Annotated in this window: 8 protein-coding genes; 5 read left to right on the top strand and 3 right to left on the bottom strand. The window is 72.4% G+C overall.

The annotated features are described in order from the left end of the window. The first annotated feature begins 885 nt into the window (after nucleotides 1-885). Nucleotides 886-3,012, top strand: coding sequence for a 4-alpha-glucanotransferase (gene malQ, locus ACFV04_RS08830; RefSeq protein ID WP_380527758.1), 2,127 nt, complete (start codon nucleotides 886-888; stop codon nucleotides 3,010-3,012). 97 nt (nucleotides 3,013-3,109) lie between these two features. Next, nucleotides 3,110-3,340 (top strand): hypothetical protein, encoded by a 231-nt coding sequence (locus tag ACFV04_RS08825; RefSeq protein ID WP_360255970.1) that lies wholly within the window; start codon nucleotides 3,110-3,112, stop codon nucleotides 3,338-3,340. A gap of 274 nt (nucleotides 3,341-3,614) precedes the next feature. Here the strand turns inward: ACFV04_RS08825 and pepN are convergent, their stop codons facing one another. Continuing rightward, nucleotides 3,615-6,200 carry an aminopeptidase N gene (gene pepN / locus ACFV04_RS08820; protein ID WP_380527756.1) on the bottom strand — a complete coding sequence of 862 codons (2,586 nt, stop codon included), beginning with the start codon at nucleotides 6,198-6,200 and terminating at the stop codon, nucleotides 3,615-3,617. Nucleotides 6,201-6,458: 258 nt separating this feature from the next. Next, a complete protein-coding gene (locus ACFV04_RS08815; protein WP_380338975.1) occupies nucleotides 6,459-8,099 on the bottom strand; it encodes a PQQ-binding-like beta-propeller repeat protein in 1,641 nt (546 codons plus the stop codon). Between the two features lie 680 nt (nucleotides 8,100-8,779). Between ACFV04_RS08815 and ACFV04_RS08810 the strand changes: the two genes are divergently transcribed. The 3 genes from ACFV04_RS08810 (at nucleotide 8,780) to ACFV04_RS08800 (ending at nucleotide 13,810) form a co-directional block, all read left to right on the top strand. Next, entirely contained in the window at nucleotides 8,780-9,958 is a 1,179-nt protein-coding gene (locus ACFV04_RS08810; RefSeq protein ID WP_380338978.1) for an ROK family protein, read from the top strand. A gap of 269 nt (nucleotides 9,959-10,227) precedes the next feature. Further along, a complete protein-coding gene (gene dxs, locus ACFV04_RS08805) occupies nucleotides 10,228-12,135 on the top strand; it encodes a 1-deoxy-D-xylulose-5-phosphate synthase (protein ID WP_380338981.1) in 1,908 nt (635 codons plus the stop codon). Between the two features lie 148 nt (nucleotides 12,136-12,283). Next, nucleotides 12,284-13,810 (top strand): ArnT family glycosyltransferase, encoded by a 1,527-nt coding sequence (locus ACFV04_RS08800; RefSeq protein WP_380338983.1) that lies wholly within the window; start codon nucleotides 12,284-12,286, stop codon nucleotides 13,808-13,810. A gap of 126 nt (nucleotides 13,811-13,936) precedes the next feature. Here ACFV04_RS08800 and ACFV04_RS08795 read toward each other — a convergent pair whose 3' ends face one another. Continuing rightward, nucleotides 13,937-16,066: a 3-hydroxyacyl-CoA dehydrogenase NAD-binding domain-containing protein gene (locus tag ACFV04_RS08795; protein ID WP_380527752.1), complete on the bottom strand. Its 2,130-nt coding sequence runs from the start codon at nucleotides 16,064-16,066 to the stop codon at nucleotides 13,937-13,939. Between the last annotated feature and the right edge of the window lies 1 nt (nucleotide 16,067).

Genomic DNA, 16,067 nt, shown 5'->3' with positions numbered 1-16,067 from the left:
CGGCGGAGCGGGCGGCACGGCCGTCCGCGGCCGAGGTCTGGGACGGCGCCGCGTACCGTCCCGGCACCAAGCCGGCCCAGAAGGGCACCGACAGCGACGGCATCAAGGACGTCACCACCACCCAGACCTTCGGCACCGGCCCCAACACCCCGTCCACCGACCCGAAGACGGGCGGCAGCACCGGCGGTCCGCACGCGCTGGTGAAGTCCACCCGGACCAGCCCGGCCGGCACCGCGGTGACCTCCTACATCTACGACGCCGCGGGCAACACCACCTCCGTCAAGGAGAAGTCCACCGGCTTCACCCTCCTCGGAGCACGCGAGTACGACCCCACGACGGGCCGCTTCATCAGCCCCGACCCCATCACCGTTGAGCGCCCTCCTCCTCGCTGTTCGGGAGGCTACTGCCGTCCTCGTTCGCGTAAGGGGCGAAGGCGTCGGGTGATGCGGGGTGTGGCGACCGCGTAAGCGCGTGGCGAACAGTGATTGGGTTCCATGAGGTCGGCGGTGACGAACACAGGGTTCTCCATGAATCTCGAATCGTGCCTCGACATGCGTACGGAGGGCTACCGGCATGTCAACGGTGAGAACACTCGAAAGGGGTCGCCCCAGCGCGAGGTGGAGGATCGGGTGGGGCTGGCCGAGAGGGGTCCGAGATGCCGGAAGGGGTGCGGGGCCGCGGTTTCGATCCGTCGAGCCGGGCCCCGCGTGTCTTGTCGGATCTGGGGATTCGAGCTCCGCGGCGCTGGATTGCCGGCTGCCCCTGCGGCGCCGGCCCGACTGATCCACCCGGCACCGCCGTGTCGCGCAGCGTGGCCGGGTGGTTACCCGGGTAGGACTGTGGCTGTCCTACCCGGGAGTCGCCGAGACATCGCAGGAGCCGCGAGTGGCCGCTTACCACGACAGTGACGGAGCCGAGCAGGTACCGGCGCAGGATGCGCCACCACCGCCTGCCGAACTGGTGGCGCTGGCGCAGGCGTACGGGGTGGATGCCCGGTATCCGGGGCCGGGTGGGCAGGGGGTGGGGGCGCGGACGCTGGTGGCGGTGCTGGCTGCGCTGGGGGTGGCGGCCGGGTCGCCGGGGGAGGCCCGCGAGGCGTTGGAGCGTCACTGGGCAGAGCAGCGGGCCCGGTTGTTGCCGCCGTGCGTGGTGGTGCGGCAGGGGCGGCGGACGGCGCTGGACGTGCCGGCGGACGCCCGGTTGTGCGTGGAGCTGGAGGGCGGCGGGAGTTGGGAGTTGCCGCGCGGGCATTCGCACTGGCTGCCTGCGGACCTGCCGCTGGGGCGGCACACCCTCAGGGCGGAGACCGGTGAGCGGAGGGCCCAGGCACCGCTGATCGTCGCCCCCGAGCGGCTGCCCCAACTCCCGGGCCGCAGTTGGGGTTTCCTTGCCCAGCTCTACTCCGTCCTGTCCGACCGCTCCTGGGGCATGGGTGACCTCGGGGACCTCGCCGAGCTGGCCCAGTGGGCGGGCGCCGGCCTCGGTGCGGGCTTCGTGCAGATCAACCCGCTGCACCAGGGCCTGCCCGGCGCCCCGTCCGACCCGTCCCCTTACCGCCCGTCCTCCCGTCGTTTCGCCGACCCGGTGCACCTGCGGATCGAGGCGGTCCCCGAGTACGCCTACCTGACCGCGGAGCAACGACGCAGGGCCGACGACCTGACCGTCCGGGCCGCCCGCCTCCGTGAGGAGGTCCTGGGCCATGACGGTCTGATCGACCGGGACGCCGTCTGGGCGCTGAAGCGCGAGGCCCTGGAACTGCTGCACGAGGTGCCGCGCGGGCCGGGTCGGCAGGCCGCGTACGAGGCGTTCCATCGCCGCGAGGGCGAGTGGCTGGGCCGGCACGCGCTGTGGAACGCCCTGGCCGAGGTGCACGGCGCCGACTGGCACCACTGGCCGAAGGGACTGCGTCACCCGGACGGCCCACAGGTCGAGCAGGCCGAGAAGGAACTGCAGGAGCGGGTGGAGTTCCACCGCTGGCTGGCCTGGCAGGTCGACCAGCAGCTCGCCGACGCCCAGCGCGCCGCCCGCGAGGCCGGGATGGCGGTCGGCCTGATCCACGACCTGGCGGTCGGCGTCCACCCGGACGGCGCGGACGCCTGGGCGCTGCAGGACGTGCTGGCGGGGGGTATCTCGGTGGGCGCCCCGCCGGACGCCTTCAACGCGCACGGCCAGGACTGGGGTCTGCCGCCCTGGCGTCCGGACGCGCTCGCCGAGGCCGGTTACGCCCCGTTCGCGGAGCTGCTGCGTGCGGCGACGCGGCACGCGGGCGCCCTGCGCATCGACCACGTGATGGGCCTGTTCCGCCTCTGGTGGGTCCCGCAGGGCCATTCGCCGACCGAGGGCGCGTACGTCCGCTACGACGCGGAGGCGATGCTGGGCGTGCTGGCGCTGGAGGCGCACCGGGCCGGGACGGCGGTGATCGGCGAGGACCTCGGCACGGTGGAGCCGGGCGTGCGGGAGGAACTGGCGGCGCGCGGCGTGCTCGGCACCTCCGTCCTCTGGTTCGAACGGGACTGGCAGGCCGGCGGGGGCATCCTGGCCCCGGACCGCTGGCGGCCGGGCTGTCTGGCCACCCTCACCACCCACGACCTGCCGAGTACGGCGGCCCGCCTCTCCGGCGAGCACGTCGAGCTGCGTCACCGGCTGGGCCTGCTGGCCCGGCCGCTGGGGGAGGAGCAGGAGGAGGCGGTCGAGGAGCTGGCGGATTGGCGGGCGGAGCTGGCCGCCCGGGGGCTGCTCACACCAGGTGATCCGCTGTCGATGCCGGTGCTGTACCGCTTCCTGCGGGCGACGCCGGCGGAGCTGGTCGGCGTCTGGCTGCCGGACCTGGTCGGGGACCCACGCCCGCAGAACCTGCCAGGCACCTGGGACCAGTACCCGAACTGGCGCCTCCCGGTCGCCGACGGCGCGGGCGACCCGGTCACCCTCGACCGCCTCGTCACCGCCCCCACGGCCCGCCTGCTCGCGCACCTCCTGGCCCCGCCGTCCGGGCCCGGCACCGCGTCCCGCTGAACCGGGGGAGGCCCTCCCGATCCTCGGGGAGGCCCTCCCGACCCACCAGGCCGACCCCGACGAGCGCCCTCCCATAAGCGGCGGGTAAGTTGGAAACGTGGACAAGAGGAACGCTTTGCGAGCCGGCGCGGTCTCCGCAACGGTCACGCTGATGATGCTGCTGTCGTCGCCCGCCATGGCCTACACCAGGGACGACGGCGATGACCCCGGTACCGGCCTGAGCATCGGCCAGACCCTCGGCCTGTACGTGTTTCTCCCGCTCGTCCTCTTCCTGGTGATCGCCGGCCTGGCCGGTATGCCGTGGGGCAAGGGCAAGAAGAAGAACTGACCATCGCGCGCCCGGTCCGCCCGGACGCGTACGGCGTCCGTCAGGACCCGATCCCGCACGAACGCCGAAGGGGCGCCGGACGATCCCGTCCGGCGCCCCTTCGCGGTTTCAGCACCCGGTCAGCGACTGGGCAGAGCCCTCAGCAGAGCACGCCCGGCGCCCCGCCAGGCCCGCCCGGGCCCGGTCGGCCCAGCCCGGCGCCCCGCCCGGTACCGGGCAGGGCATACCGGGCGGGGCACATCGGGCGGGGCCCCGGCAGTGACCGTCGGTCCGGTCAGCGCCCGCCCGCCGCGCGGTCGACGGCCTGGGCCTTGAGCGCGCGCTCGATGCCGGCCCGCGACTCGACGACCTGCCGCCGCAGCGCCGGCGCCGGCTCCGCGGAGGCCAGCCAGGCGTCCGTCGCGTCCAGCGTCTCCTGCGTGACCTGCAGTCCGGGGTACAGCCCGATGATGATCTGCTGCGAGATCTCGTGGCTGCGGGTCTCCCAGATGCCCTTGACCGCCGCGAAGTACTTCTCCGCGTACGGGGCGAGCAGTTCGCGCTGGTCGGACTGCTGGAAGCCGGCGATGACGGCTTCCTGGACGTAGTTGGTCAGCTGGTCGGACTCGACCACCGACGCCCAGGCGGTCGCCTTGGCCTCGGCGGTCGGCCGGGCGGCGCGGCAGGTGGCCGCGTGCTCTTGGCCGGCGGCGGTGTTGTCGCGCTCCAGCTCGGCGGCGATCCGGGCCTCGTCCGCGCGGCCGGTGGCCGCGAGGCGGGTGAGCAGCGTCCAGCGCAGCTCGGTGTCCACGGCGAGGCCCTTGACCTCGACGGAGCCGTCCAGCAGTCCGGCGAGCAGCGCGAGCTGACCGTCGGTGCGGGCGACCGAGGCGAGGGTGCGGGCCCAGGCGAGCTGGTGGTCGCTGCCGGGGTCGGCGGCGCGCAGGTGCTCCTCGGCGGCGGCGGCCCAGCGGGTGAGGCCTTCCTCGCGCCAGTCCGGGTCGGCGTACGCGTCGAGGGCGAGCTTGACCTGGCGCTGCACGGACTGCACCACGCCGATGTCGGACTCGCGGCCGATGCCGGACAGCGCGAGCGACAGGTAGTCGCGGGCGGCGAGTTCGCCGTCGCGGGTCATGTCCCAGGCGGAGGCCCAGCAGAGCGCGCGGGGGAGCGAGTCGGTGAAGCCGCCGAGGTGTTCGGTGACGACGGCCAGCGAGTCCTCGTCGAGCCGGATCTTGGCGTACGAGAGGTCGTCGTCGTTGAGCAGGACGACGGCGGGGCGGTGGCGTCCGACCAGCTCGGGCACCTCGGTGCGCGGGCCGTCGACGTCGAGTTCGATGCGGTCGGTGCGCACCAGGGTGTCGCCGTCGAGCTCGTACAGGCCGATGGCGATGCGGTGCGGCCGCAGCACGGCCTCGCCCTTGGCGCCGGCGGGCAGCGCGGGGGCGTCCTGCAGGACGGCGAAGGACTCGATCTCGCCGTCGGTGTTCAGCACCATCGAGGGCCGCAGCACGTTGATGCCGGCGGTCTCCAGCCAGGACTTGGACCAGGCCTTGAGGTCGCGGCCGCTGGCCTCCTCCAGGGCGCCCAGCAGGTCGCTGAGCCGGGTGTTGCCCCAGGCGTGGCGCTTGAAGTAGGCCTGCACGCCCTGGAAGAAGGCGTCCTGGCCGACGTAGGCCACCAGCTGCTTGAGCACCGAGGCGCCCTTGGCGTAGGTGATGCCGTCGAAGTTGACCTGGACGTCTTCCAGGTCGTTGATGTCGGCCATGATCGGGTGGGTGGACGGCAGCTGGTCCTGCCGGTAGGCCCAGGTCTTCATCTGGTTGGCGAAGGTGGTCCAGGAGTGGGGCCACTTGGAGCCGGGGGCCTCGGCCTGGCAGACGGCCTCGGCGAAGGTGGCGAAGGACTCGTTCAGCCAGAGGTCGTTCCACCACTCCATGGTGACGAGGTCGCCGAACCACATGTGGGCGAGCTCGTGGAGGATCGTCGCGGCGCGGGCCTCGTAGGCGGCGTCGGTGACCTTGGAGCGGAAGACGTACTGGTCGCGCAGGGTGACGGCGCCCGCGTTCTCCATCGCGCCGGCGTTGAACTCCGGGACGAACAGCTGGTCGTACTTCGCGAACGGGTACGGGAAGTCGAACTTCTCCTGGAAGTAGTCGAAGCCCTGCTTGGTGACCGCGAAGATGGCCTCCGGGTCCAGGAACTCGCGCAGCGAGGGCCGGCAGTAGACGCCGAGCGGCACCGTCTGCTCGCCGTTCTCGTAGCTGTCGAAGACGCCGACGTACGGGCCGGCGATCAGCGCGGTGATGTAGCTGGAGATCCGGCCGGTGGGCTCGAACTTCCAGACCTGGGTGGAGCCATCGCCGGCGGGGGCCGGCTCCGGGGTCGGCGAGTTGGAGACCACGACCCAGCCCGTGGGGGCGGTCACGGTGAACGTGAACGCGGCCTTCAGGTCGGGCTGTTCGAAGGTGGCGAAGACGCGGCGGGCGTCCGGCACCTCGAACTGGGTGTACAGGTAGGTCTCGCCGTCGACCGGGTCGACGAACCGGTGCAGGCCCTCACCGGTGTTGGTGTACGCGCAGTCGGCGACGATCCGCAGCTCGTTCTCGGCGGCCAGGCCCGGCAGCGGGATGCGGCTGTCGGAGAAGCTCGCCGGGTCGAGCGACGCGCCGTTGAGGGTGATCTCCTCGACGCTCGGCGCAACGAGGTCGATGAAGGTGTCCGCGCCGGGCGTGGTGGCGGTGAACCGGACGACGGTGGTGGACCGGAAGGTGCCGCCCTCACGGGCCGAGCCGAGGTCGAGCTCGATGTCGTACGCGTCCACACGGAGAAGATCGGCCCGGGTGCGGGCCTCCTCGCGGGTCAGGTTTGTGCCGGGCACTCGCTGCACTCCTTTGTCAGGCTGGTGGTCCGAATCCTCGCACGTCCGGTGAACGGACCCGCCGGAAATTCACGGGCGGGGCGGGAACCGGCTGTTCGCCCGTTCCCGCCCCGCCCGTGTGTGCCGTCGTGACCTGTCCGTGTGCTGTCGTGGTCCCGCCCGTGTGCCGTCGTGGCCCGGTCGGCCGCGACGAGGGGTCACGCCCCCGGCATCACCTCGACGTCACTCCCGACGTCACTCCCGTCATCGCTCCCGTCGTCACTTCTTCCACTTGGTCAGCGGACCGTCGGTGGAGCTGTAGCGGCGGAACGCGTACACCGCGAGGCCGTCGTCCGAGATGACGTACTCGGAGGTGCTGCTGCCGATGTCCAGGCCGTTCGACATCGCGATGGTGCCGATGTCGGTCATCGAGCCGTCGGTCGGCGAGAGCGTCACCAGGCGGGCCGGCTTGTCGTAGCCCTGCTCGACGACGGCGCGGACCTTGCCGTCCTTGTCGGTGCCGGAGACCAGGCGCATGTCGTTGGTGGCCGAGGAGGTGGTGGCCGCCCACAGGCGCTTGCCGGTGTTCAGGTCGTAGGCGTTGATGCCCGGCTTGGTGCCGCTGACCTGGACGTACAGCGTGGAGCCGCTGACCACGTTGCGGCTGAGGGCCTCGTCCTGGCCGGACAGGCGCAGGCTGTCCGAACCGGCTTCCTTGACGGACATCTGGTTGCCCGGCTTGTTGTCCTTGTCGAACGGCAGGATGTAGTCGCCCTGCGGGCCGCTGGACATCAGCAGGACGAGCGGCTTGTCCTGGACGACCTGGTCGACCTGCTCGATGCTGCCGGTCAGGGTGATCGGCGTGCTGGTCGCCTTGCCCGTCTCGGCGTTGACGATGACCAGCTGGGACTTCGGGCCGCTGCCGCCGTAGCAGCGGTCGCTGACGGCGATCTGGGCGCCGGCGGCGCGGCCGCGCACGCTGCAGTCCTTGTCGCGCGGCTGGTACTGCCAGGCGGGCTGTCCGGTGGTGACGTTGAGGGCGCCGACCATGTTGCCGCCGATGGCGACGACGTTGTCGGTGACGCTCAGGGTCGGCGAGGACATCCGGTCGGCCGAGACCTTGACGCTCCAGAGCAGCTTGCCCTGGGTCAGGTCGACGGCGCCGACGGTGGAGCAGTCGCTGTCACCGGTGTTGAAGGAGACGGCGGCGATGCTCTTGGAGTTGGCCGCGTACGAGGCGGTGCACAGCTCCTTGCTGCCGGCCGGGACGGGGATCGTCCAGGCCTCCTTGCCGTCCGTCAGGTTGTAGGCCTTGATGCCGGTGCTGTCGGCACGGACGGCGAGCTTGTCGGTGCCCCAGACGCCGAGCATCTGGTTCGCGCCGTCCGTGTTGGCACCCTTGGGGGCGGTCCAGGCGACGTTGAAGGTGGCGCCCTTGGCGGCGGGGCCGGGGGCGGGGTCGTTCGTCGGGCCGTCGCTGGTGCCGTCGGTGCTGACGGGGCCCGGGCCCGGGTTCGGCGCGGGGGAGGGGTCCTTGAGCAGGACGACCAGGGCGATCACGATCGCGATCGCCAGCACGCCGCCGATGATGCCGCCCCACAGCATGACGGGGTTGCGCTTGGGCGGGGTGGGGGCGACGGGGTAGCTGTACCCGGGCTGCTGCGGGAAGTTGTAGCCGCCGGTGTTGTAGCCCTGCCCGCCGTCCGTGGCGTACGGGGCGCCGGGCGCCGGGTCGTACGGGCCGACGGGTGCGGCGCCCGGAGGCGGCGGGGCCTGGGTGGGGAAGCCGGTCGCGGTCGGCGCGTACGCGGCGTAGTCGGCGCCGGCGGGGGGCTGCGCGGGCGGTGCCGGCGGCTGTGCGGGCGGCGGCCCGGCGGGGGCGGCCGGTCCCGGGACGGCCGATCCGTCGAGCTGCGTCATCTGGTCCGCGACCGCGGCCGGATCCACACCGCCCGCTGGCGGACGTCCGAACGAGACGCCCCGGTTGTCCTGCGGACCGTTGCCGGGCGCTTCGCCTGCCCCCGGCGTAGGGTGATCCCCTGCCATCTGATTCCCCGTCATGTCTGGAAGCGCCCCCTGCCGGTACCGTCCTCGGTTCCGGTGGGACGGGTGAGAATTGGGCACCATGCTAGTGGTGCGCGCATTTCGGCCGCCGCCAGGACCGCCGAACCCAGTCCCCGCAGGTCCAGGCCGTGCAACACCTTCACTGCCCGATCACCCGGCCCCCACCGCCGACACCGCCGCGTGACCGGGGGCGCCGGCCCGGCTGGCCCGGCCTCCGTCTCCCGGGCGGGCATCACCCGTCCGGAGCAACCCCCGGGGCCCGTCCCGCACCCGCCCCGGGGCCCGTCCCGCATCCACCCCGGGGCCCGTCCCGCACCTGTCCCGCATCCACCCCGAGCGCCGGTGCCCCCGCACCCGGCAGCCCCCGGCCGGTGCCCCGCCCCCGCCTCTGCGGCGCCGTCGGGCCGCCCGCGCCGCCCGGCTCCTCCCGCACCCGGCCGTCCCCGTCGACGCCCCCGCCCGGGGCCCCGGGCCGTACCCTTCAGGAATTGAAGGGGACGCCCGGCGGAGGGTTCCCCGCCCTGGGAGGGTGGATCATGTCGACGGACACACCGGGCTCGCAGTCGTCCCTGCACCGGGCGAACCTGGAGCGGGTGCTGCGCGCGGTGCGGATGGCCGGCTCGTTGACCCAGGCCGAGATCGCCCGCGGCACCGGTCTCTCCGCGGCCACCGTGTCCAACATCGTGCGGGAGCTGAAGGAGAGCGGCACCGTCGTGGTCGCCGACACCTCCTCCGGCGGCCGCCGCGCCCGCAGCGTCTCGCTCAGCGGTGACGCGGGCATCGTCGTCGGCATCGACTTCGGCCACACCCACCTGCGGGTCGCGGTCGGCAACCTGGCGCACCGGGTGCTGGCCGAGGAGAGCGCCCCGATCGACGTGGACGTCTCCGCCCAGCAGGGCTTCGACCGCGCCGAGGCGATGGTCGAGCGGCTGTTGACGCAGGCCGGTTTCCGGCCGGACAAGGTGATCGGCGTCGGCCTCGGCGTGCCCGGCCCGATCGACGTGGAGACCGGCGCGCTCGGGTCCACCGCGATCCTGCCCGGCTGGACGGGCATCGCCCCTGGCCGGGAGCTGGGGGAGCGGCTCGGCATGCCGGTGCACGTGGACAACGACGCCAACCTGGGCGCGCTCGGCGAGCTGGTCTGGGGCGCCGGCCGCGGACTGAGCGACCTCGCGTACATCAAGATCGCCAGCGGCGTGGGCGCCGGCCTGGTGGTCAACGGCCAGATCTACCGCGGCCCGGGCGGTACGGCGGGTGAGATAGGGCACATCACGCTGGACGAGGCCGGGCCGGTCTGCCGCTGCGGCAACCGGGGCTGCCTGGAGACCTTCGTCGGCTCCCGCTACCTGCTCTCCCTGCTCAGCTCCACCCTCGGCCCGGACCTCACGCTGCCCCGGGTGGTCGAGCTGGCCCACCAGGGCGACCTCGGCTGCCGCCGGGTGATCGCCGACGCCGGCCGGCAGATCGGCACCGGCGTCGCGACCCTGTGCAACCTGCTCAACCCGCGCCGGGTGATCCTCGGCGGGGACCTCGCCGAGGCCGGTGAGCTGGTGCTCGCCCCGATCCGTGACTCGGTGGCCCGTTACGCGATCCCCAGTGCCGCCCGGCAGCTCTCGGTGGTCCCCGGCACCCTCGGCGGCCGGGCCGAGGTGCTCGGCGCGCTGGCGCTGGTGATGAGCGAGATGGGCGAGTCCGGGGCACTGGGCCGCGCCTGACGCCGCCGGCGGCGGGGCCGGCGCCGTGGTCGCCGGGATAAAGGCGATCGAACGTCCGTGCGTCAACCCGGCGTGACCCGTCCACCCCGGCCGACCTCCCGGAATGGCCGCAACCGAACGGTGGCACCGGGCGCGCCGCTCGGTGTCCGGCAAGCGGACATTAGACTCGACCGGTCGGTACCGGCCGCGACCGCCGGCCTGCCGCCGGACCGGGCAGCGACGCCCGTCGGACCGCCCGCGGTCCGCGAACACTGAACGAGGAGGAACGGGTGGCCCTGCTGACCCGCATTCGGGGACCGCGCGATCTCGACCGGCTCACGCCCGGACAGCTGGCCGCACTGGCCCAGGAGATCCGGACCTTCCTGGTGACCGAGGTCTCCAAGACGGGCGGCCACCTCGGCCCCAACCTCGGCGTGGTCGAGCTCACCATGGCGCTGCACCGGGTCTTCGACTCGCCGCGCGACCGCATCCTCTTCGACACCGGTCACCAGAGCTACGTCCACAAGCTGCTCACCGGGCGCCAGGACTTCTCGCAGCTGCGGATGAAGGGCGGCCTGTCCGGCTACCCGTCCCGCGCCGAGTCCGAGCACGACGTGATCGAGAACTCGCACGCCTCCACCGTGCTCTCGTACGCGGACGGCCTGGCCAAGGCCAACCAGCTCAAGGGCAAGAACGACCCGGTGGTCGCCGTCATCGGCGACGGCGCGCTCACCGGCGGCATGGCCTGGGAGGCGCTCAACAACATCGCCGACGCGAAGGACCGCCCGGTCGTCATCGTCGTCAACGACAACGAGCGCTCGTACTCGCCGACCATCGGCGGCCTGGCCAACCACCTCGCCACGCTGCGCACCACCCAGGGCTACGAGCGCTTCCTGTCCTGGGGCAAGGACGCGCTGCAGCGCACCCCGGTGGTCGGCCAGCAGCTGTTCGAGACGCTGCACGGCGCCAAGAAGGGCCTCAAGGACTTCATCGCCCCGCAGGGCATGTTCGAGGACCTCGGCCTCAAGTACATCGGCCCGATCGACGGCCACGACATGACCGCCCTGGAGTCCGCGCTGACCAAGGCGCGCGGCTTCGGCGGCCCGGTGATCGTGCACTGCCTCACCGAGAAGGGTCGCGGCTACCACGCCGCCGAGAACAACGACGAGGACCGCTTCCACGCGGTCGGCAAGATCCACCCGGAGACCGGCCTGCCGATCCAGAGCGGTGGCGGGCGGAGCTGGACCTCGGTCTTCGCGGAGGAGATGGTGGCGCTCGGCCACGAGCGCGAGGACATCGTCGGCATCACCGCCGCGATGCTGCACCCGGTCGGCCTGGCCCCGTTCGCGGAGGCCTTCCCGAAGCGCATCTTCGACGTCGGCATCGCCGAGCAGCACGCCGTCACCAGCGCGGCCGGCCTGGCCACCAACGGTCTGCACCCGGTGTTCGCGGTCTACGCGACCTTCCTCAACCGGGCCTTCGACCAGGTCCTGATGGACGTCGCCCTGCACAAGCTGGGCGTCACCTTCGTGCTGGACCGGGCCGGTGTCACCGGTGACGACGGCGCCTCGCACAACGGCATGTGGGACATGTCGATGCTGCAGATCATCCCGACCCTGCGGCTGGCCGCCCCGCGCGACGCCGACCAGCTGCGCGCCCAGCTCCGCGAGGCCGTCGAGGTCGAGGACGCCCCGACCGTCGTCCGCTACTCCAAGGGCACGGTCGGCCCGGCCGTTCCCGCGGTCGGCCGGGTCGGCGGCATGGACGTGCTGCGCGCCGCCGAGGAGCCCTCCGGCGCCCACCGCGCCGACGTGCTGATCGTCTCGGTCGGCGCGATGGCCCCGACCAGCCTGGAGGTCGCCGACCTGCTGGCCGCCCAGGGCATCACCGCCACCGTGGTGGACCCGCGCTGGGTCAAGCCGGTGGACCCGGCCCTGCCGGGTCTGGCCGCCGAGCACCGGGTGGTCGTCACCATCGAGGACAACGGCCGGGTGGGCGGTGTCGGCGCCGCCGTGGCGCAGGCGCTGCGGGACGCGGACGTGGATCTGCCGGTGCGCGACTTCGGCATCCCGCAGGAGTTCCTGGACCATGCCAGCCGGGCCGAGATCCTGGCCGAGATCGGCCTGAACGCCCCGGACATCGCCCGGAAGGTGACCGCGCTGGTCGCCAAGCTGGACGCGGCGCCGGTCAAGGCCTGACCGGAGGCCGTCGGCGGGGCCGTCCCCTGTTCCGGCGACGACCATTTGTCGTAACTCCGTAACAGTTCGTCACGGAACAAGCTGATGATCCTACGGAAAGGCGGGACCGGCGCCACCCGCGCCGATCCCGCCCGGTAGGTTGTCAACCGTGCCGACCCCCACCCGCCTCCGCCCCGCCGGACTGGCCGAGCGCCTGCCCGAGAGCGTCCTGACCCGAGTCCGCGTCGGGTACTGGACCAGGCTGGTGCCGGTGCTCGCGCTGGTCGCGCTGATCACCCACATCCCCTCCTTCGCCCGGCCCGTCTGGAGCCCGGACGAAGGCTTCCTGGCCACCCAGGCCCGGATGCTGGCCGACGGCGGAGTGCTGTACGACACCGTGGTGGACCGCAAGCCGCCGCTGCTGCCCTGGCTCTACCAGGCCTGCTTCGCGGTGTTCGGCTCCGCCTCGCTCTGGCCGCTGCGCACCCTGGCGGTCGTGGCCCACCTGGTCACCGCGATCCTGCTGGCCTCGATCGCCCGCGGCCGGTGGGGCAACCGGGCCGGCGCCGGCGCCGGACTGCTCTACCTGCTGGTCTCCATCGGGCTCTCCCCGGAGGACACCCAGGCGGCGACCTTCGAGGTCTTCATGCTGCCCGCGATGGTGGCGGCCTTCCGCTACGCCGAACGCCGCCGCTGGCTGGCCGCCGGGATCGCCGTGGCGCTCTGCTCGCTGACCAAGCAGACCGGCGGCGCCGTGCTGCTGCCGGTGCTCTGGATGCTGTTCCAGGACACCCGCCGGCGCGGGGTGCGCTGGCCGCCCGCGCTCTTCAAGATCGCCTTCGGCTTCACCCTGCCGATAGCGCTGGTCGCGGTGATCCTCACCAAGCCCAAGGGCTTCCTCTTCTGGGTGGTCACCGGCAGCGGCGACTACGCCTCCTTCGGCGGCGCCTGGCTGCAGATGGTCGGCCGCGCGCTCGGCAACTCCGCCATCCTGGCCGCGGCCGGCCTGGGCTTCCTGCTCCCGGTCGGACGCCGGCTCTGGCTCAAGCACCGCCACCGCCCGCTGCCGGTGGCCGGCGAGGAGCACGGCTCGACCACCGACCTGTGGGTCTGGCTGCTCTCCTCGGTCGTCGCGGTCAGCGTCGGCTTCCACTTCTTCGGCCACTACTACCTGCAGCTGATCCCGCCGCTGGTGCTGCTGGGCACCGGCGCGGTCGCCACCTCGGCGGTCCGCTGGAAGCCGGTCCTGGTGTACACCACGGTCGCCGCCACGGTGTTCTGGGGCCTGGCACTGGCCTGGCCCGGGGAGCGGCTCGACCGCACCACCGAGGTCGCCACCGCCGTCGCCGCCCAGACCACCCCCAAGGACACCGTGCTGGTCTGGGGCATGCACCCGGAGCTGTACTGGCTGGCCGACCGCAAGCCCGCCTCCCGCTACCTGACCGCCGGCTTCCTCACGAACTACAGCGGCGGCAAGGACGGCAGCGCCAACGTCGGTGAGCAGTTCAGCGTCTCCAACGCCTGGCAGACCTTCGACAAGGAGCTGGCCAACGGCCTGCCCGAGGTCGTGGTCGACGACTCCGGCATCGCTCCGTACCAGCCGGTCATGGTCCCGCGGATCGAGAACCTGCTCGACACCCACTACGAGATGGTCGGTGTCTTCGCCGACACCGTGGTCTACCGCCTCAAGCACTGAGCGGCCCGCACCACCGGCCCGCGCGGGACCCCCGGAACACGCAGGGCCCCGGAACACGCGGGGCCTGGAACACGCAAGAGCCCCGGTGACCAGCAGGTCACCGGGGCTCCTCCGTACCGCTACGCCTTAGGCGGGCACCGAGGCCACGCCCGGGGCCAGGAACGGCTTGCCGTTCACGCGCTCCGAGACGCCCTCACGGTCCAGGTACGGGGTGATCCCGCCCAGGTGGAAGGGCCAGCCGGCGCCGGTGATCATGCAGAGGTCGATGTCCTGCGCCTCGGCGACGACACCCTCCTCCAGCATCAGGCCGATCTCCTGCGCCACGGCCTCCAGGGCGCGGGCGCGGACCTGCTCCGCGGTGAGCACCGTGTCGCCGAAGGTCAGCAGCTCCAGCACCTCGGGGTCGAGGACCTGCTGGCCGTCCACCCAGGTGTAGAAGCCGCGCTTGCCGGCCTTGACCACCTTGCCGAGGTTCTCGGAGACGGTGAACCGCTCCGGGAACGCTCCGCGCAGGGTCTCCGAGACGTGCAGGGCGATGGCCGGGCCGACCAGCTCCAGCAGCACGATCGGGGACATCGGCAGGCCGAGCGGCTCGACGGCCTTCTCGACGTCGGCGATCGGGGTGCCCTCGTCGATGATGCCCTGGATCTCGCCCATGAAGCGGGTCAGGATCCGGTTCACCACGAACGCCGGGGCGTCCTTGCACAGGACCGAGGTCTTCTTCAGCTTCTTCGACACGGCGAAGGCGGTGGCCAGCGACGCGTCGTCGGTCTCGTCGCCGCGGACGATCTCCAGCAGCGGCAGGATCGCGACCGGGTTGAAGAAGTGGAAGCCGACGACCCGCTCGGGGTGCTTCAGCTTCGAGGCCATCTCGGTGACCGACAGCGAGGACGTGTTGGTCGCCAGCACGCAGGTCGGCGAGACCACGTTCTCCAGGTCGGCGAAGACGGTCTGCTTGACGCCCATCTCCTCGAACACGGCCTCGATGACGAAGTCCGCGTCGCCGAAGGCGGCGGCCTTGTCGAGCGAGCCGGAGACCAGGCCCTTGAGGCGGTTGGCCTTGTCCTTGCCGATGCGGCCCTTGGAGAGCAGCTTGTCGATCTCGGCGTGGACGTAGCCGACGCCCTTGTCGACGCGCGCCTGGTCGATGTCGGTGAGGACCACCGGCACCTCCAGACGGCGGGCGAACAGCAGCGCGAGCTGCGAGGCCATCAGGCCGGCGCCGACGACGCCGACCTTGGAGACCGGGCGGGCCAGCGACTTGTCCGGCGCGCCGACCGGGCGCTTGGCCCGGCGCTGCACCAGGTTGAAGGCGTAGATGCCGCTGCGCAGCTCGCCGCTCATGATGAGGTCGGCCAGGGCCGCGTCCTCGGCGTCGAAGCCGGCCTGCAGGTCGGCGTCCTTGACCCGGGCGATGATGTCCAGCGCCTTGTAGGCGGCCGGGGCGGCGCCGTGGACCTTGGCGTCGGCGACCAGGCGGCCCCAGGCGACGGCGTCGTCCCAGGCCTTGCCGCGGTCGATCTCCTCGCGCTCGACGACGACGTCGCCCTTGAGGACCTTGGCGGCCCACAGCAGCGACTGCTCCAGGAAGTCGGCCGGCTCGAAGATCGCGTCGGCGATCCCCAGCTCGAACACGTCCTTGCCCTTGAGCTGCTTGTTCTGGTTCATCGAGTTCTCGATGATGACCTTGATCGCCTTCGAGGGGCCGATCAGGTTCGGCAGGATGCTGCAGCCGCCCCAGCCCGGGACGAGGCCCAGGAAGACCTCCGGCAGCGAGAACGCCGGGACGCCCGAGCTGACCGTGCGGTAGGTGGCGTGCAGACCGACCTCGACGCCGCCGCCCATGGCCGCGCCGTTGTAGAAGGCGAAGGTCGGGACGGGCAGCGCGGCGATCCGCTTGAAGACCTCGTGGCCGCCCTTGCCGATGGCCAGCGCGTCCTCGTGCTCCTTGAGGAGCTCGACGCCCTTGAGGTCGGCGCCGACCGCGAAGATGAACGGCTTGCCGGTGATCGCGGCACCGACGATCCTGCCCTCGGCGGCCTCGGCCTCGACCTGGTCCAGCGCGGCGGACAGCTTGAGCAGCGAGCCCGGGCCGAAGGTGGTCGGCTTGGTGTGGTCGAAGCCGTTGTCCAGGGTGATCAGGGCCAGCTTGCCGGCCTGCAGCGGCAGGTCCAGGTGGCGCACGTGGGCGGTCGTGACGACCTCGCCCGGGAACAGCTCGGCGCCGTGCTGGAGCAGCTCAGTCGTGGTGCTCATG

Source organism: Kitasatospora sp. NPDC059599 (assembly GCF_042735125.1).
In the GTDB taxonomy this organism is placed as follows: Bacteria; Actinomycetota; Actinomycetes; order Streptomycetales; family Streptomycetaceae; genus Kitasatospora.
The sequence above is the reverse complement of the archived record's forward strand: the minus strand, read 5'-3'. Positions and strand labels throughout refer to the sequence as shown.

Bases quoted from the DNA above. Each gene is read 5' to 3' on its own strand.
- ACFV04_RS08795 (WP_380527752.1), bottom strand. From the start codon at position 16,066: ATGAGCACCACGACTGAGCTGCTCCAGCACGGCGCCGAGCTGTTCCCG.
- ACFV04_RS08815 (WP_380338975.1), bottom strand. From the start codon at position 8,099: ATGACGCAGCTCGACGGATCGGCCGTCCCGGGACCGGCCGCCCCCGCC.
- ACFV04_RS08810 (WP_380338978.1), top strand. From the start codon at position 8,780: ATGTCGACGGACACACCGGGCTCGCAGTCGTCCCTGCACCGGGCGAAC.